Origin of the sequence: Paenibacillus sp. FSL H3-0321, assembly GCF_038002865.1 — a bacterium.
In the GTDB taxonomy this organism is placed as follows: Bacteria; Bacillota; Bacilli; order Paenibacillales; family Paenibacillaceae; genus Paenibacillus_AQ.
Window position 1 is genome coordinate 5,810,340 of the sequence record NZ_JBBODH010000001.1, and the last position, 17,787, is coordinate 5,828,126.

Genomic DNA, 17,787 nt, shown 5'->3' on the forward strand with positions numbered 1-17,787 from the left:
AAAAGTGATACGTGAACACAGCAGTGCCGCCTCGCAAGGGGCGGTACAGCCGTGTCTGTATGTCTATTATATATTCTGTGATGAGGGTGATTCCATGAGTGCTGCGGCTCCTGTCGTAGAGTTGAAGCAAATCACAAAACGCTTTCCCGGTATTGTAGCGAACGACTCTATAAGTCTGACGCTGGAAAAAGGGGAGATCCATGCGCTGCTCGGTGAGAACGGTGCAGGCAAGTCCACCTTGATGAATATCGTATTCGGACTATACCAGCCCGATGAAGGCAGCATCGAAATCGACGGGAAACCGGTTATTATCGATAGCCCTAATAAAGCTATTGAGCTTGGCATTGGTATGGTCCACCAACATTTCAAGCTTGTAGAGCCTTTTACGGTCACCGAGAACATTGTTCTGGGCATGGAACCGAAAAAAGGACTTAAAATCGACTATAAATCCGCTTCGGAGCAGGTTCGCAAACTATCGGAGCAATATGGCCTGCAGGTCAATCCAAATGCCAAAATTCATGACATTTCGGTCGGCATGCAGCAGCGGGTAGAGATTATGAAAACCCTGTATCGCGGAGCGGATATACTTATATTCGACGAGCCTACTGCTGTATTGACGCCGCAGGAGATTACTGAGCTTATGGCGATCATGAAGCGGCTCGTTGCAGAGGGCAAATCCATTATTCTAATTACACATAAGCTTAAAGAAATCATGCAGATTTCCGATCGGGTTACGATTATCCGTCGTGGCAAGGTGATTGATACTGTTAAGACTGCCGGGACGAATCCGAATGAGCTGGCCGAAAAAATGGTCGGACGCGGCGTGACATTCAAAGTGGACAAGCAGGCTCCGCATGTGGGATCCAGTGTCCTTAAGCTGTCCAATGTCAGCAGCAAGAGCAAGGAAGGCGTATCTGTGCTGAATGGCCTCAGCTTTGAAGTGAAGGCCGGTGAAATCCTTGGGATTGCAGGCGTTGACGGCAACGGACAAAGTGAACTGATCCAGGCCATCACGGGACTCCGCAAAATTGATTCCGGTTCTATTACCGTATCCGGTAAAGAAATTTCCAACCTGTCTCCACGCAAAATCTCGGAAATGAATGTATCCCATATTCCGGAAGACCGTCATAAACACGGGCTTGTGCTCGATTTCAGTGTAAGTGAAAATATGGTATTGGAAACGTACTACAAGAGTCCGTATAACCAGTCTGGCTTCCTGAAGAAAGACGTAATCAATCAGCATGCCGAGGATTTGGTCAAACAGTTTGATGTGCGTACGCCTTCGATTGAGAACAAAGCCCGCTCTTTGTCAGGCGGTAATCAGCAAAAAGTGATTATTGCGCGGGAAATAGACAAAAATCCGACACTCCTGATTGCGGCTCAGCCGACACGTGGTCTTGATGTCGGAGCGATTGAGTTCGTGCAGAAGCAGCTGATTGCCCAGCGTGATCAGGGCAAAGCCGTGCTGCTGATTTCTTTCGAGCTGGATGAGATTATGAATGTTTCCGACAGAATAGCCGTTATCTATGAAGGGCAAATCGTCGGCGAAGTATTCCCGCAGGATACGAATGACCAGGAACTGGGTCTGATGATGGCGGGCAGCTTGAAGCGGGGAGGAAAAGCGGGTGCATAGACTGAAAAAAATATTTGCGACAGACAGCTATATTGTGCCGATTGTTGCAATCATATTGGGTTTCCTGGTAGGAGCTGTCGTGATGCTGGTCGGCGGATATGACCCTATCCTCGCTTATTCATCCCTGTTCCAGCGTGTATTTGGCAGTGCTTATGATTTCGGTGAGGCAATACGTGAAATGACGCCGCTGATGTTTACCGGGCTTGCCGTAGCATTTGCCTTCCGCTCAGGAATGTTTAACATTGGTGCGGATGGTCAAGTGCTTATCGGTATGACCGCCGCTTCAGTGATCGGTATTAAGCTGGCCGGACTGCCGCCATTCCTGCTGGTCCCGCTTGCTGTTATCGCTGCAGGGCTCTGCGGCGGTCTGTGGGCCGGAATAGCCGGATTTCTTAAGGCGAAACGCGGAATTAATGAAGTTATCACTACCATTATGCTGAACTGGATCGCGCTCTATCTGGCAAATTACATTGTCAAAACATTTTTGCTCCTTCCAAAGCAAAACCGTTCGGAGGATATTCCCGCTTCGCTTTCCATGAACTTCCTGAATTCTCTGTTTGATAACGCCCGTTTGCACTGGGGTACAGTTATTGCGCTTGCTGCAGCGCTGTTCTTCTACGTGTACTTATGGAAGACCAAACAGGGATATGAAATGCGTGCGGTTGGACTCAATCCGCATGCCGCAGAATATGCCGGGATGAATGTTGGACGCAATGTAGTGAAGGCGATGTTCATCAGTGGCGCTTTCGCCGGGCTGGCGGGAGCAGGTGAGGTGCTGGGCGTATTCCACTATCAATCCGTCTTCGCAGCCTCGCCGGGTTATGGATTTGACGGCATCGCCGTCGCACTTCTTGGACTGACTCATCCGCTTGGAGTCGTACTGGCCGCTATCCTATATGGAATACTGACGTATGGTTCGGCAGGCATGAGCTTTGGAGCAGATGTTCCACCGGAACTGATCCGTATCGTAATCGGTTCAATTATATTCTTTATTGCGGCACAAGGAATTGTCCGCTGGGTGCTTAAACCGTTTTACTTCAAGCGCAAGAAAGAGAAGGTGTTATAGATGGATCTGCAGACGTTAGGACAACTGCTCAATACAACGCTTGTATTCTCCACAGCGCTCATTTTTGCCGCGCTGGGCGGCATCTTCTCTGAACGCTCCGGGGTAGTCAATATCGGTCTTGAAGGTTTGATGATGTTTGGTGCCTTTGCGGCAGCCGTGGGCGGATATTATGCCCAGGATGCCGGAATGGGGGCATGGGCTCCGTGGGTTGGTGTGATTTGCGCTATGGCTGTGGGTGTGATTGGCTCATTGATTCATGCGGTGGCCGCAATTACCTTTAAAGCCGATCAGACGATCAGCGGTACGGTAATTAACTTCCTTGCTGCCGGCAGTACGCTTTATATAGTTAAGCTGCTTTTTGATGGCGCTGGTGAAACACCGCTGCTGGATGGCTTCAAAAAAATACCGGTGCCAGGTCTTTCGAAGATTCCGGTTATTGGCGAAGGGGTTTTTAATTCCTATCCGACGACCTATTTGGCGATTGTGCTGGTTATTGTCATTTACTTTGTGCTGTTTAAGACTCCGTTTGGCCTTCGCTTGCGCGCAGTTGGCGAACATCCGAGTGCTGCAGATACGCTGGGTGTCAATGTAAAGCGGATGAGATATATCGGAGTTATGCTGAGTGGCCTGCTGGCCGGTATCGGCGGAGCGACAATTACGCTGACGACTACAGGTACCTTTGGGCACAATACGATCTCCGGTCAAGGTTTTATCGCCATTGCAGCGATGATCTTCGGCAAATGGAATCCGCTTGGTGCATTTGCAGCCGCAGTATTCTTCGGATTCTCCCAGGCTATCCGCAACTATGTGCAGTTGTTTGAATGGTCCAATAGTATCCCTCAGGAATTTATCTTTATGATTCCTTATGTATTGACGATTATAGTACTGGTAAGTGCTGTAGGCCGCTCTTCGGCGCCAAAAGCGCTCGGTGAGCCATACGATCCCAGCAAACGTTAGACCCGCAGTTGATTTGAATAGCGGTATTATTCAAAAACGCATTTCCGGCTGTTGCCGAAAATGCGTTTTTTTGTGCGAATATAAGAATTTATATGCTTCAGCTATAAATCTCGCTGAAACGGATACCGTCCTTTTGAGGACGGCAAAGCCATTTCTACTTGGCTTTGAGCCATATCTGCAGAGGATGCAGTGTGGCTAAGCCGCAAGTTATTGCTACTCTTTCGCTGGACAGGGCATGTGTACAGGCGAACAGCAGACGCGCCGAATAAACTGTGTTGAAACTTATGCGAATGCATATGAGACAGGTGTGTAAGCAGATGCTTATAAAATTTTAGGAGGGATATTATGGCACAGCCGGTTACAAAGAAACAGGTAATGAAGCTGGTGGGCAGAAATATCGTTGCAGTGAAAAAAGATGGTTCTAAAGTGACGGGCAAGCTGCTCCGCATTTCTGGAAACCGTCTGATCCTACAGCGTGTCAGCGGTAAGAAAGTACAAACCAAAGCATTGATTCCGCTGGTGCTGTTTGATTTGCTTGCCATAGGTACGGCCCCTTATGCCGGCGGATATGGCCCTGGTTATGGAGGCTCCCCGTATGGAGGCAATCCATATGGTGGATACGGTTATAACAAGTATGGAGGATATGCTCCTGGACCTTATGGCGGAGCTCCGGTACCTCCGATTGGATTTTTCTAAGAAGATTATAAGCAGCAGAGTCAATTGAACTGCTTTTCAAACTCATAACAGTAGTTTTGTGCCTGATAACGGGCTACTCTGTAGCCCATTTTTTGATAAAAGGAAATACCGGCAGTATTTCCAGTATCAACAGCAACCTTGGCCCGCTGACAACCGCGAGATAATGCAAATCGCTCTGCGCGGTCCATGAGCATATTCCCCCAATGTTTGCGTCTTGCTGCAGGGGCTACGGCCAGCATATCAATATACAGCAGATCACCGTGCAGCATAAAGTGGACAAACCCCAGCGGATCGCTCTCATAGTCTGGGCAGGCTACCAGTGTAACTCCTTGCCCCAAGCGGCGGGGCAGATCTTTTCTGACCTGATTAATTACGGTTTGGGGGAGATGGGATAAAGGGACGAGCTGCTTTTCAATCAGATCCAGAATGACGGTGTCGTCCTGCTTGGGTCTACGGTAACGAATCATAGAGCGCCTCCTTTCCACGCATTGTCGTACATCATATGCCCAGGGTGGTGTGGGCGTTACGGTAGAACAGAACAACAATTTGTGTCAGTTACGGAAATAAGGGTATTGACTTAACTGTGTGAGGAATCATATAATGTGTCTAAACATTTTATCGAACATACATGCATCGGCAATGATGAGGACGAAGTTTTAAGGGCTCTTTTGCTCAGAGAGTGAGAGGAATTGCTGCAACCTCCACCAGAATCCCTTATATACGAGCTCACCTCGGAGCTGTTTTCCTGAAAGGCCCATCGGCAACAGTGGTGGAATTATTAGGGGGAATCGTTTAGTCCGCGTTAGGGACTTCAGGTTACAAAGATTTGGGCCCTGCCTACATCGATGGATTTTTGTTACCTGATAAGGCGTTACATCGCGAGATGTAATGCAAACATGGGTGGTACCACGGAAGATCAACCTTTCGTCCCTCACGCGCTTCTATTTTGCGCGTGGGTGGCGGAAGGTTTTTTTGTTGCCCATAAGATGATGGTTAGCTGCACTGGGTTGGTGAACACTAACTTTAAAGGAGCATAGCCAATTCTTACAGCTGTATAAAAGACGGTCTGTCATTTGAATAATGAATGTTAAATATCGAAGGGAGGAATACTGATGAGCGCGAATATACCGGAAGTGCGGTCTACAGAGCAGTTACGTGAGAAATGGAAGAATCCCGAGGTGATTACGGGATCCGAAGTCCTGCTGCGCAGTCTAGTACTGGAAGGTGTTGATACTGTATTCGGATACCCGGGCGGGGCTGTGCTGTACATCTACGATGCGCTTCATGGCTTCGATGATTTCAAACATATTCTGACCCGGCATGAGCAGGGCGCTATTCACGCGGCTGACGGATATGCCAGAGCGAGCGGCAAAGCGGGAGTATGCATCGCTACCTCCGGACCCGGAGCTACCAACCTTGTAACCGGCATTGCCACCGCCTTTATGGATTCTGTTCCGCTGGTGGTCATCACCGGGAACGTCTTCTCCAGCCTGATTGGAACCGACGCATTCCAGGAAGCGGATATTACAGGCATCACAATGCCGATTACGAAGCATAGCTACCTGGTACGTGATGTTGAGGATCTGCCGCGAATCATTCATGAGGCATTCCATATTGCCAATACAGGACGTAAAGGTCCGGTGCTGATTGATATTCCCAAAGATGTCTCGGCAGCCAAAATGTTATTCAATCCGGTGCAGCTGCAAGGCGTTAACCTTCGTGGTTATAACCCGCGGACCGTTCCGAACAAACTTCAACTCGATAAGCTGATCCGGGCCATTGATGCTGCAGAACGTCCGATTATTATTGCAGGCGGCGGTGTCATCTACTCCGGAGCGCATGAAGAGATGTATGAATTCGTAAAACGGACGGAAATTCCGATTACGACTACTCTGCTGGGACTGGGCTGTTTCCCGAGTGCGGATGAGCTATGGATGGGAATGCCGGGTATGCATGGCACATATACCGCCAACAATGCTATTCAACAGTGTGATCTGCTGATTAATATCGGTGCCCGGTTTGACGACCGTGTTACCGGCAAGCTGGACGGCTTCGCGCCAAAAGCCAAGATTGTTCATATTGATATCGATCCGGCAGAAATCGGCAAAAATGTATCGCCTGACATTCCGATCGTTGGCGACGTGAAGACAGTGCTGGAGATGCTGATTCCCGATGTACGCCGGGCAGCAGGTGCCGATGCCTGGAGAACACAAATTGCCCAGTGGAAGCTGGATCAGCCGCTGCGCTACAAGGATTCGGAGACTGAGCTTAAACCGCAATGGGTTATTGAAATGATAAATGACACCACCAAAGGTGAAGCTATCGTTACTACAGATGTAGGACAGCACCAGATGTGGGCTGCACAATATTATAAATTTAATCATCCCCGCTCATGGATCACCTCCGGGGGACTTGGAACAATGGGCTTCGGATTTCCGTCAGCCATCGGAGCGCAAATGGCGCATCCGGACCGGCTGGTTGTATCGATCAATGGTGACGGCGGCATGCAGATGTGTTCCCAGGAGCTTGCCATCTGTGCTATCAATAACATTCCGGTCAAGATTGTAGTTATTAACAATCAGGTGCTTGGTATGGTCCGGCAGTGGCAGAATCTGATCTATGAGAAGCGTTACAGCTATACCGACCTCGCCGGCAGCCCGGATTTCGTAAAGCTGGCTGAAGCCTATGGCGTAAAGGGACTGCGGGCCACGAACAAGGAAGAGGCTGGCGCAGCATGGAAGGAAGCTTTGGAAACGCCGGGACCTGTTCTGGTAGAATTCGTTGTTCCCAAAGACGAAAATGTCTACCCGATGGTAACTCAAGGGTCAACCATTGATCAAATGCTGATGGGGGATGAATGACAGTGATGAGACATACGATTGCTGTGCTTGTGAATGACCAACCAGGTGTGCTGCAGCGGGTTTCAGGTTTGTTCGGCCGCCGGGGGTTCAATATTGAGAGCATTACCGTGGGCCAATCCGAGGAGGTTGGATTATCCCGGATGGTTATTGTTACACTTGGTGACCAGCATACTCTGGAGCAGATTGAGAAGCAGCTCTATAAGCTGATTGATGTTATTAAGGTAGTGGATCTTGGCGCTAAACCGATGGTTGCCCGTGAATTGGCGCTGATTAAGGTCAAAGCTGATCCGGCCGAACGTCCAGAAATTATGGGCGTAGTTGAAACCTTCCGTGCCTCTGTAGTCGATATCGGTACAACAAGCCTGTTGGTACAGGTTGTGGGAGACACTCAGAAGATCGATGCTATGATTGAACTTCTCAAGCCATACGGCATCAAGGAGCTTTCCCGTACAGGAGTTACAGCGATGATTCGCGGCAATGCTTAATTGTCATAATTTACGGCTTTAACGGATTACTGCTGGTTTGCATTAATTTGATAAGATCATTTTGAATTTCCCCGCTAAAGAGCGGGGACTTGAGGAGCAGCCTGAATCCCAATCCGGATTACCACCGCGAGTTGGCGCTCTTGAAGTACCCGCTCTTTACGATGGGTCCCAAATTAAAGGAGGATATTGACAATGGCAGTGACAACGTACTATGAACAGGATGCAGAACTTAGTGTGTTAAAAGGGAAGACAATTGCAGTAATCGGGTACGGTAGCCAAGGGCATGCCCAGGCGCAAAACCTGCGCGACAGCGGGCTTCAGGTTGTCATCGGCCTGCGCGAAGGTAAATCCTTCGAAACCGCCAAAAATGACGGATTTGAAGTATTGCCGGTAGCTGAAGCAGTATCCCGTGCAGATGTAGTGCAAATTCTCATGCCGGACGAAACACAGGCATCCGTATATAAGAATGAAATTGAACCGAACCTCAAAAGCGGCGCAGCGTTGATGTTCTCCCACGGCTTCAATGTGCATTTCGGCCAAATCGTTGCTCCTAAGGATGCAGATGTGCTGCTGGTAGCACCGAAATCCCCGGGTCACATGGTTCGCCGTACTTATGTTGAAGGCTTCGGCGTTCCTGGCCTGATCGCCATCGAGCAGGATGCAACCGGAAATGCCAAAGCAATCGGCCTTGCTTATGCCAAAGGCATTGGCTGTACCCGTGCAGGGGTTATAGAAACCTCATTCCGTGAAGAAACCGAAACCGATCTGTTCGGCGAGCAGGCTGTACTTTGCGGTGGTGTATCCGCTCTGATCAAAGCGGGCTTCGAAACTCTTACAGAAGCAGGATATGCTCCTGAAATGGCATACTTTGAATGTCTGCACGAACTTAAACTGATCGTTGACCTCGTGTATGAAGGCGGACTTGCTACTATGCGCGATTCCATCAGCAACACTGCTGAATACGGCGACTATGTAACCGGCCCACGCATTGTTACGGATGAAACCAAAAAAGCAATGAAGGCTGTGCTTACCGATATTCAACAAGGTAAATTTGCCCGTGACTTTATCCTTGAGAACCAGTCCGGCCGTGCTTTCCTTACAGCTACCCGCCGCAACGAAGCTGCTCATCCGGTAGAAGTAGTAGGCAGCCAGCTGCGTGAAATGATGCATTGGATTAAGAAATAGGCTCATATACTTAAGATTATTGAAACTATAGTGCAATCCTCAGATGCGGCCGTAACTTTTGCGGGCCGCATTTGAGGGTTTAAGCACAATTTTCAGGAGGTGCTCAGCATGCGGAAAATTTATGTGTTCGACACGACGCTGCGTGACGGAGAGCAGTCGCCGGGTGTGAACCTCAACACACGAGAGAAAGTCGAAATCGCTTACCAGCTGGAAAAGCTGGGCATTGACCGGATGGAGGCGGGATTCCCTGCGGCTTCGCCGGGTGATTTGGCAGCGGTAAACGCAGTAGCAAAAGCCGTGAAGAATGTTACGCTGATCGGTCTTTCCCGCTCCAGAGAGAGTGACATTGATGCGGTGAAAGAAGCGCTGAAGGGAGCGCAGGACCCCTGCATTCATATTTTTCTCGCCACGTCACCCATCCACCGCCAGCACAAGTTGCGCATGGATAAAGCACAGGTGCTGGAGACCGCGCAGTCCGCTATCCGCTATGCTAAGAAATATTTTTCCAAGCTGGAGTTTTCACTGGAAGATGCGGGGCGTACAGAGCGTGACTTCATGGCTGAGATGGTGGCTATGGCCATCCGTGAGGGTGCCAATGTAGTGAATATTCCCGATACGGTAGGTTATTTGAATCCTTCGGAATACGGGGCTATTTTCAAATTCCTGAAGGACAATGTACCGGACATCGAGCGGGTTCAGCTTAGCGCCCACTGTCATAATGACCTGGGTATGGCTACTGCCAATACGCTGGCTGCAATCCAGAATGGTGCGGATCAAATCGAAGGCACAATCAACGGTATCGGTGAGCGTGCCGGAAATACGGCGATTGAAGAGGTCGCGCTGGCGCTGGAGACGCGCAGTGAGTTTTTTGATGCAAAAACTTCGCTGGTGCTGTCAGAAATTTCACGCACAAGCCGTCTGGTCAGCAAGCTGACCGGGATGGTGGTACCGGGCAACAAGGCGATTGTTGGTGCCAACGCCTTTGCCCATGAATCGGGTATTCATCAGGATGGCATGCTGAAGGAGAAGACTACCTACGAAATCATGACACCTGAGACCATCGGCCTCAAAGAGAGCAAGCTCGTGCTTGGCAAACACTCCGGACGTCATGCCTTCCGCGATAAGCTTAGCGATCTGGGATACGATGTTTCTGAAGAAGAGTTGAACGTTGCCTTCGCAAGGTTCAAGGATCTGGCGGATAAGAAGAAGGAAGTGTCCGATGAGGACATTATGGCGCTGCTGGAAGAGAGGCTGATTGATACGCCGGAAATTTTCAGCCTGCAGACGATTTACGTTACCTATGGCAATGAAGCTACGCCAACCGCCAAGGTGGTTATTAAAAGCCAGGAAGCGCAGCCGATTGTGGCGGTGGCCGAAGGCAACGGTTCGGTGGATGCGATTTATAATGCCATTGATCAGGCTACGGGTGAGGAAGTGACACTCGGAGATTATTCGATTAAAGCGGTCAGCCGGGGCAAGGACGCGCAGGGCGAGGTGCATGTCGTACTGTCGCAGGGTGAAGTGGCCGCACAGGGCCGCGGACTGAGCACGGATATTCTGGAAGCCAGTGCCAGAGCCTATTTGGATGCGCTCAACAAGCTGCTGGAGAAACGAAAAACCTACACGCAGCGTGATCACGCCCAGCTGTAAAGAAGTGCAGTTTCTCTATACAAGTTCTTATCGAGCTGTCAGTACAGTGGAATAATGTCTGCTGTACCGGCAGCTTTTTTGATTGCAAAAAAGGAGGGGGACATTCTAGAGGATTCAGTGAATGTGCTGCTTCCAATTATGATACCAGCGCTCAATGTTGACGGGCAGCTCAATGCTGAGCTCCCTGTTCAGCAAATCCGTGAGGATGTTGTATTGCTCCTCTACCGCCGAACGTTCTCCTATGCGGTCATAGACCTTCATGAGGCCTAAATGGCCTTGCTCAAAATAAGGCTGCAGCTGTACAATCCGCTGATATACGGTTACCGCCTCCGGGATTTTTCCGCAGCCGATATAGAACTCGGCCATCTCCATCGCATGATGCAGCCAAATGCTTCGCAGGCGCTGGCGTTCACTTTCTGCCCATAAATAATCATAGTCAGCCAAATAATCGCCCGAGTAAAAGCCAAACCAATACTGGTACTGCCCATAGTTGCCTGCATTTATCGGCTCAAGGGAGAGGATTCCTTTTTCCCATTCTGCACTGTCTACCAGCATGCTTCCTGTTTCCAGCTTATAACCTTCCCCGCCGCTTAGATTGCTGATCCGCAGATTTGTCTTCCCTTGCTTCAGGCATTGACGCACCTGATAAATAGTTGTATACAGATGGTTGGAAGCCTTCTTTAAATTGAAATCAGGCCACAGCAGATCAATCAGCGTGTCTTTACTGATGAAGCGGTTTCGGTGATGAAATAAATAGGCGAATAATTCCTGCCCCTTTGCGGTGCGCCAGCGGATGTCGTACAGCTGCAGTCCGTTCCGTTCGAACCGGAGACATTGAAAACAACGGATCATCATTTCATTCCCGTTATTCTCTTGCGGTTCCTGGTGCATTTTTTCCTCCACGCGCGAGAGGGTCTTTATCAGCCGTTCCCTTCGCACAGGCTTCAGAACATAGTCAAGGGCATGAAGCTCGAAGGCATCCACTGCATAGCTGTTATAAGCAGTCACAAAGACAATGCTCGTCCGGGGGCAGTGAATTTGAATGATTTCTGCTGCCTGCAGTCCGTTTAATTCGGGCATATCGATGTCGAGAAAGATAACGTCAGGGTTCAGGTAAGCAGCTTCGCTGACGGCTTTCCTTGAATCTGTGAAGGTAGCTACAATCGCAACAGTCTCCAGCTCCTCCAGCATCATCTTCAAGTTCATGAGAGCAAGCCGCTCATCATCCACAAGCACTGCGCGAATCATTGAATCACCGCCAATTTACTATGAGTTTTTAGTTCGGGATGTTAAGGCAATCACTAGAATAAGTTTGCTTTTGCCATAATAATGAGGTGATTTCGACAAGAAAAGGCATTAATCCTTCAAAAAGGAATTTATCCTGTTGTAAGATATACATAATGGACTTGAATGTCCACGACAAAAAAATATTTAAAAACGTTGCAGGGAACTCCGGTTGCCCGGCGTCTAACTTAATGAAGCTGAAGGAGGGGAGAATACTGGAAGAGACGGAGTGGATTTCTGCTGTGCTAAGCGGCGAGCACCAAGCCTTTGGGCATCTGGTCAATCGTTATCAAGGCATGGTGTACAGAGTATGCATCAAAATTACGGGAGAAGCCGAGTCGGCCAAGGATATGGCCCAGGAAGTCTTCATTAAAGCCTACAAGGCACTTCCCTCCTTCAGGGGGCAGTCTTCATTCTCCACCTGGCTGTACCGGATTGCTTACCGGACCTGTCTCGACTGGAAACGGGCGAATGACAGGGAGTGGCGGCACCGCAGTATGGCAGATTACACGGAGAATGACTGGGTAACGACGCAAACACCTGAGTCTGCGGTGCTGCGCAAGGAAGCCTCGCAGGAGCTGGACGAGAATTTGAACAACCTCACAGAACCGTACCGGTCGGTCGTGCAGTTGTATTATTTTCAGCGTCACTCCTATCAGGAAATTGCTGATCAAAAAGGGATTTCAGTCAAAACAGTGGAATCGCAGCTCTACAGGGCCAGACAGATGATGCGTAAAAGCGGGGAGGAATGGCGATGAATTGTGCAACAGTAAAAGAATGGATGCCACATTATATCGAAGGCTTGCTATCTCCAGAAGTGGAGCTGAATGTTCGTCTGCACATTGAATCTTGTCCCGACTGCGCGCAATGGCTGGAAGAAGCCAGAGGGCTGGCGGCACTGTGGAGCGAGATGGAGGCGGGCGGTGAGCCGGTGGATCTTCCGGAGTATCCCGATTTTACCGCTGATGTGATGTCACGTATTGAACAGCTTGAAACCGGGCGCAGAGAGCGTACCGTTAAATCGACTATGTCCAGACGCCGGACTGCACCAGGAACCTCATGGATGCATTATGGACTTGCTGCTTGCTTAACCTTCCTGCTGCTGCAACTTGGGGTATTTGAGAATCTGGCTTATGGTATCAATGAAATTAACGGGCATATGTCAACTTCAGTCACTTCCTGGTTTAATGCTCAGGGAAGCGCTAAATAGAAAAATTAACACTAAAGGAGCATATTAGATGATTAAAAAAAGACGCTGGCTGACGTTTCTGCTCGCGATGGTTCCAGGGATTGGCCACTTATATCTGGGATTCAAAAAGTTGGGCCTTCAGTATATGATTGGAGCATCGCTCTGCATCATACTTATTCCTTCCATGCCGACGGTATTTCCATTCGCCCTCGCGGCCTTATGGTTCTACCAGCTGTTTGATGCGCTGCAGAAAGCGGCCTGGATGAAAGTATCCGCCGCTGAGCATGAGCGGATGATGTTTCATCCAGACAGTTTCGGGGCCCCGTGGACGATGGGGATGCCTGCAGCTCCAGATTATCCGCATGACGATCTGAATCCGGTCTGGGTGGGGATCGGCTGTGTAGTAGTGGGTTTCTTGCTGCTGTTGATTACTGCTTTCCCATGGCTCTGGCACATTCTCACAGATATGAACATCGGGGCAATTCTGCTGTCGCTTGGTTTAATCGGGTACGGGCTTAGTATGCTTAGAAAAAATCCTAAAGTATAGAGAAATGGGGAAATGATCCATGGGGAGATGGAAAATCGGCAGTTTCACGGCCGCAATTGGCTGCATCGTGCTGGGTGTCATTATTGTACTTGCCCAATTTGATGTGGTAACGTATGACGCACTGGGTTTTATCTGGCCTGCGTTGCTCATTCTGTTCGGCCTGGAAATGCTGCTCAGGCTTTTCATCAGATCAGAGGTTAAGAGCCGTGTCAGCGGTTGGGCAGTTGTCCTGATCATTGTGCTGGTCGCAGCCAGTGGAGCACAGACTGTGCTGACCGGCGGCTCAATAAGCCGCATTCTCGGCAAGACACAGCTGGCTCCGCTCAGCGGAACCGTGGAGGTAAAGCCGGAAATCAAGAAAATTAAGATTGAATTGCCGAACGGGAAGGTTAAGGTTCAAGGTGTGGAAGGCAGCACGCTTGATTATGAAGGCAGTCTGGAGCTTCCGGGTAAATCGGCAAGTGAAGCAGCAAGTGCGCTGGAAAAGAAGTGGAAGGTGACGACGGAAGGAGACACCCTAACGCTGGAGCTGGACGAAGAAACGACTTGGCTCGATATTCAAATCGGATTTAATTTCAAGGATCCGTACCTGAACGTCAATCTTCCTATGAATCTGGCTGTGGAGGTTGACACCGGCGATGGTTCAGTTGAGGCTTCAGACCTGAAGGCTGGCATTGAAATCGATACCAGCAACGGCACCCTGGATATTCATGATGTTGCCGGAGGTGTAGATGCCCACACGAGTAACGGCACGATGGTGGTGAAGGAGGTCCAGGGGGAAGTGAAGCTTGTCAGTTCCAACGGAGCGATCACCCTGGGGAATATAGACGGCTCCTTAACGGCCAAGAGCAGCAACGGCAGGATTACCATTGACTCGGCGGCTACAGGCGACTGGGATCTCAAATCCAGCAACGGCAAAATTACCGCCAGCCTGCCGGCAGCAAGCGATGCAAAGATTACTGCCGACACCAGCAACGGTGCGCTAAAGGGAAATATCAATTGGCAGCGCGACGGCGATAACCATGGAACCGCCGTACTTGGCAACGGAACACATAAGGTATCTTTATCAACCAGCAACGGTGCAGTGACCGTGGATACGACTGAATAACAAATATAAGGAGCTGTTCCCCAGTAAGGGGGCAGCTCCTTATTGCTTTATAAGATCAATAGAAGGACAGGGTTCTGCCGGTCTGCTTCTGCCGATTGGCTGTAGTTAACGGCCCGCTGCGTCTACCAGGCGTAGGCTTTCGGGGCTTCCCCACCGGGTCCCGGGAAGATTTCATCCAGACGCTTCAGCACGGATTCCTCCAGCACAATCTCCAGGCAGCGCAGGGCGCTTTCGAACTGCTCAAGCGTCCGCGGTCCGATAATCGGCGCCGTTACGGCAGGGTTGGCCAGCAGCCAGGCCAGAGCGATATTATCCTGTGGCTCTCCGAGCTCACGGCTTAAATCGGCAAAAGCCGTAAGCTGGCTCTTGTATTGCTCTACACGTTCAGAGTTGCCGCCGCTGCGACTGCCCTCAATCTTCTTGAGCGCATTGCGGCCAAGAAGTCCGCCGTCTAGCGGGCTCCACGGAATAATGCCGAGGCCGAGATTCTTCGAGGCAGGCAGCACCTCAAGCTCAGGGAGACGGCAGGTCAGGCTGTATTTATGCTGCTCTGATACGAGACCTAGGAAACCGCGGGCTTTCGCTTCCATCTGCGCCACGGCAATATCCCAACCGGCAAAGTTACTGGAGCCGACATAACCGATTTTGCCTTGGCTTACAGCGAGCTCAAATGCACCCCACAGCTCACCCCAGGAAACCTTACGGTCGATATGGTGCATCTGGTACAACTCGATGTGATCGGTCTGCAGGCGCTGTAGTGAGCCTTCCAGATGGCGGCGGATAATATAGGAGGACAGGCCGGCTTCATCGTTGGGTCCGTCCAGTTTGTCGCTCATTGCTCCGTAGACCTTGGTGGCCAGTACGACCTTTTCACGCCGGCCGCCGCCCTGCTTGAACCAGCGGCCGATGATCGTCTCCGTCAGTCCGGAGTTCTCACCCCATCCATAAATGTTAGCGGTATCAAAAAAGTTGACCCCGGCATCCAGCGCAGCATCCATAATGCGGAAGGCTTCCTTCTCGTCCGTAATCGGACCAAAGTTCATCGTTCCCAGACACAGGCGGCTAACCTTCAGACCGGACTTGCCAAGCTTCGTGTATTGCACTCCGCAATCACTCCCTCAATCCATTTTGACGAACAACTGCATACTAATTGTAAACAACTTAAGAAACAAGAGCAAACACAGCAGCACTTGCAGAAATCAGCAATAAATATATATACAAATTTAACCATAATGGTAGAATGGAGACAAGCGTATAAATTCGCTTACATTTTCTAAAGGAGGAAGATTATGAGAAGAAAAGGTGTCTTATCTGCTGTAGTCGCATTAGTAATGATGTTCAGTATGGTGTCTTCCGTTTTCGCTGTCTCTTCCACCGTTCTTATTCCCAACCTGGATTATTTTGTCCAGCACAGCCTGAGAAATGATGATACTGTCACCTTCAAGTACAAAAATACTTCGAGTACAACGCAAACCGCAATTTTCAGAATTACCAACGCAGGTCCTCTGGATACGGGAACCGACCAGGTAACGGGTAAATTTCAAGGCAGCTATTCTCTTGTTTATGCCAACGGACAAACAATAAACCTGGGGACGATTGGGGGTTCCAGCCTGTCCGGAGGACTCAACAATTATCTGGCTCCGAATGCTTCTCTGGTAGTCACCGTGAAGAACGCCAATGCCAATTCGCAGAATGCTTTTAAGATCAGATTTGATAATCATTAATCTATCAATGACAAGCTTGTGGTAAAAGGGCTCTCCAGTCAGACTGTAAGAAGATGACTGGGGAGCCTTTTGTGCGAACTTGTGAATACAGCACTAACTTCAAGTCTGGTTGACTTATAGGAGATACCTATCACTTCCATAGAATCTATATCTTTGTCCTTTTCCCGGCGGTATGATACAACAATATAAAGAAGAACTATGTCTGCTTGCAGCAGGCTATCTAAGGAGTGACTGGAATGAGCGAGGTTAAAAAAATTGCCGTAATTGCCGGGGACGGTATCGGACCTGAAGTTGTAGCTGAAGCTGAAAAAGTACTCAAGAAAGCGGAAGAGGTATTCGGGTACACCTTTGAAACTGAGCATGCGCTGTTCGGCGGCATTGCGATTGATGAACGGGGAACCCCGCTGCCGGAAGATACACTGGAAATTTGCCGCAGTGCAGATGCAGTGCTGCTCGGAGCCGTCGGCGGACCGAAATGGGACAACAATCCGAAGGAGCTGCGTCCGGAAACAGGATTGCTCGGTATCCGCAAAGCACTGGGGCTGTTCTCCAACCTGCGTCCGGCTGTTGTATTCGATTGCCTGAAGGATGCGTCAACGCTGAAACCGGAAGTGCTGGAAGGCACTGACCTCATGGTTGTGCGGGAACTGACGGGCGGCATTTATTTCGGAGAGAAGCTGCGCCGCCAAGGTGAGCATGGGGAAGAAGCTGTTGATACCTGCGTATATAACGTAACGGAAGTGGAACGTATTGTCCGCCAGGCCTTTGAAATTGCCGGTAAACGCCGAAATAAGCTGGCGAGTGTCGATAAAGCGAATGTCCTGGAAACCTCCCGCTTATGGCGTGAGGTTGTGAACAGAATTGCTCCGGAATATCCGCAGGTGGAATTGGAGCATGTGCTCGTGGACAACTGTGCAATGCAGCTGCTGCGCCGTCCTTCCAGCTTCGATGTAATTGTTACCGAGAACATGTTCGGAGATATCCTGAGTGATGAAGCGGCAATGCTGACCGGTTCCATCGGTATGCTGGCTTCGGCTTCACTGGGTGAGGGCAGCTACGGCCTGTATGAGCCGGTCCATGGCTCCGCGCCTGACATTGCCGGTCAAGGTCTGGCCAATCCTATCGCGACCATCCTGTCGCTTGCGCTGATGTTCCGCACGACCTTTGGCTACGAGGAGGCAGCAGCTGCAATTGAGACCGCTGTGGCTGAAGTGCTGGATGCAGGCCACCGTACGAGCGATATTGCAGTAGACAAGAGCAAAGCGATCAGCACAACCGAAATGGGCGATCTGATTGTTGCGGCGATCCGCAAAGCGTAAGGTACCACAGCTTACCTCCTTTGACTCAGAAAAACAAAAAACTTCACAGAAAGTTGCTTATTTATAATAATTATAAAAAAGTA

17 protein-coding genes are annotated in these 17,787 nt (G+C 49.9%); 14 read left to right on the top strand and 3 right to left on the bottom strand.

All coding sequences use genetic code 11. The features are described 5' to 3' along the window. Positions 1 to 94 precede the first annotated feature (94 nt). The 4 genes from MHI45_RS26035 to MHI45_RS26050 all read left to right on the top strand — a co-directional run bounded on the left by MHI45_RS26035 (position 95) and on the right by MHI45_RS26050 (position 4,352). The gene (locus MHI45_RS26035; protein ID WP_076112643.1) at positions 95 to 1,633 is read left to right on the top strand and encodes an ABC transporter ATP-binding protein; all 1,539 of its coding nucleotides are present in this window, start codon (positions 95 to 97) and stop codon (positions 1,631 to 1,633) included. Further along, complete coding sequence (locus MHI45_RS26040; protein WP_076112642.1) at positions 1,626 to 2,699, top strand: ABC transporter permease; 1,074 nt, start codon at positions 1,626 to 1,628, stop codon at positions 2,697 to 2,699. The genes MHI45_RS26035 and MHI45_RS26040 overlap by 8 nt, the downstream gene beginning before the upstream one ends. Next, the gene (locus MHI45_RS26045; protein ID WP_076112641.1) at positions 2,700 to 3,656 is read left to right on the top strand and encodes an ABC transporter permease; all 957 of its coding nucleotides are present in this window, start codon (positions 2,700 to 2,702) and stop codon (positions 3,654 to 3,656) included. It abuts the gene before it with no gap. A 345-nt stretch (positions 3,657 to 4,001) separates the two neighbouring features. After that, complete coding sequence (locus tag MHI45_RS26050) at positions 4,002 to 4,352, top strand: hypothetical protein (protein ID WP_076112640.1); 351 nt, start codon at positions 4,002 to 4,004, stop codon at positions 4,350 to 4,352. 20 nt (positions 4,353 to 4,372) lie between these two features. Here the strand turns inward: MHI45_RS26050 and MHI45_RS26055 are convergent, their stop codons facing one another. Next, positions 4,373 to 4,819 carry a GNAT family N-acetyltransferase gene (locus tag MHI45_RS26055; RefSeq protein WP_038587271.1) on the bottom strand — a complete coding sequence of 149 codons (447 nt, stop codon included), beginning with the start codon at positions 4,817 to 4,819 and terminating at the stop codon, positions 4,373 to 4,375. Between the two features lie 645 nt (positions 4,820 to 5,464). On the opposite strand from MHI45_RS26055, the gene ilvB reads away from it, so the two are divergent. From ilvB to MHI45_RS26075, 4 genes are all read left to right on the top strand, one after another. After that, positions 5,465 to 7,213 (top strand): biosynthetic-type acetolactate synthase large subunit, encoded by a 1,749-nt coding sequence (gene ilvB / locus MHI45_RS26060; RefSeq protein WP_038587272.1) that lies wholly within the window; start codon positions 5,465 to 5,467, stop codon positions 7,211 to 7,213. Further along, entirely contained in the window at positions 7,210 to 7,698 is a 489-nt protein-coding gene (gene ilvN, locus MHI45_RS26065) for an acetolactate synthase small subunit (RefSeq protein WP_076112639.1), read from the top strand. The genes ilvB and ilvN overlap by 4 nt, the downstream gene beginning before the upstream one ends. Before the next feature lie 192 nt (positions 7,699 to 7,890). Then, positions 7,891 to 8,883, top strand: coding sequence for a ketol-acid reductoisomerase (gene ilvC / locus MHI45_RS26070; protein WP_038587276.1), 993 nt, complete (start codon positions 7,891 to 7,893; stop codon positions 8,881 to 8,883). 108 nt (positions 8,884 to 8,991) lie between these two features. After that, entirely contained in the window at positions 8,992 to 10,533 is a 1,542-nt protein-coding gene (locus MHI45_RS26075; protein ID WP_038587278.1) for a 2-isopropylmalate synthase, read from the top strand. A 114-nt stretch (positions 10,534 to 10,647) separates the two neighbouring features. Here MHI45_RS26075 and MHI45_RS26080 read toward each other — a convergent pair whose 3' ends face one another. Beyond that, positions 10,648 to 11,781, bottom strand: coding sequence for a response regulator (locus MHI45_RS26080; protein WP_083675793.1), 1,134 nt, complete (start codon positions 11,779 to 11,781; stop codon positions 10,648 to 10,650). Positions 11,782 to 12,008: 227 nt separating this feature from the next. Here MHI45_RS26080 and MHI45_RS26085 point away from each other — a divergent pair, with 227 nt between their 5' ends. From MHI45_RS26085 to MHI45_RS26100, 4 genes are read left to right on the top strand one after another with little or no spacing between them, the layout of a single operon-like run. Further along, entirely contained in the window at positions 12,009 to 12,575 is a 567-nt protein-coding gene (locus MHI45_RS26085) for an RNA polymerase sigma factor (protein WP_052091868.1), read from the top strand. Beyond that, positions 12,572 to 13,027 carry an anti-sigma factor family protein gene (locus MHI45_RS26090; protein ID WP_076112638.1) on the top strand — a complete coding sequence of 152 codons (456 nt, stop codon included), beginning with the start codon at positions 12,572 to 12,574 and terminating at the stop codon, positions 13,025 to 13,027. The genes MHI45_RS26085 and MHI45_RS26090 overlap by 4 nt, the downstream gene beginning before the upstream one ends. A 28-nt stretch (positions 13,028 to 13,055) precedes the next feature. After that, on the top strand, positions 13,056 to 13,553 hold the full coding sequence (locus tag MHI45_RS26095; protein ID WP_038587282.1) for a hypothetical protein: 498 nt from the start codon (positions 13,056 to 13,058) through the stop codon (positions 13,551 to 13,553). Between the two features lie 19 nt (positions 13,554 to 13,572). Continuing rightward, positions 13,573 to 14,661, top strand: coding sequence for a DUF4097 family beta strand repeat-containing protein (locus MHI45_RS26100; RefSeq protein ID WP_341119681.1), 1,089 nt, complete (start codon positions 13,573 to 13,575; stop codon positions 14,659 to 14,661). 122 nt (positions 14,662 to 14,783) lie between these two features. Here the strand turns inward: MHI45_RS26100 and MHI45_RS26105 are convergent, their stop codons facing one another. After that, on the bottom strand, positions 14,784 to 15,764 hold the full coding sequence (locus MHI45_RS26105; protein ID WP_038587286.1) for an aldo/keto reductase: 981 nt from the start codon (positions 15,762 to 15,764) through the stop codon (positions 14,784 to 14,786). A 186-nt stretch (positions 15,765 to 15,950) separates the two neighbouring features. Here MHI45_RS26105 and MHI45_RS26110 point away from each other — a divergent pair, with 186 nt between their 5' ends. Both MHI45_RS26110 and leuB read left to right on the top strand, forming a co-directional pair. Next, positions 15,951 to 16,385 (top strand): hypothetical protein, encoded by a 435-nt coding sequence (locus tag MHI45_RS26110; RefSeq protein WP_076112636.1) that lies wholly within the window; start codon positions 15,951 to 15,953, stop codon positions 16,383 to 16,385. 236 nt (positions 16,386 to 16,621) lie between these two features. Then, on the top strand, positions 16,622 to 17,704 hold the full coding sequence (gene leuB, locus MHI45_RS26115) for a 3-isopropylmalate dehydrogenase (protein ID WP_038587290.1): 1,083 nt from the start codon (positions 16,622 to 16,624) through the stop codon (positions 17,702 to 17,704). Positions 17,705 to 17,787: the final 83 nt, after the last annotated feature.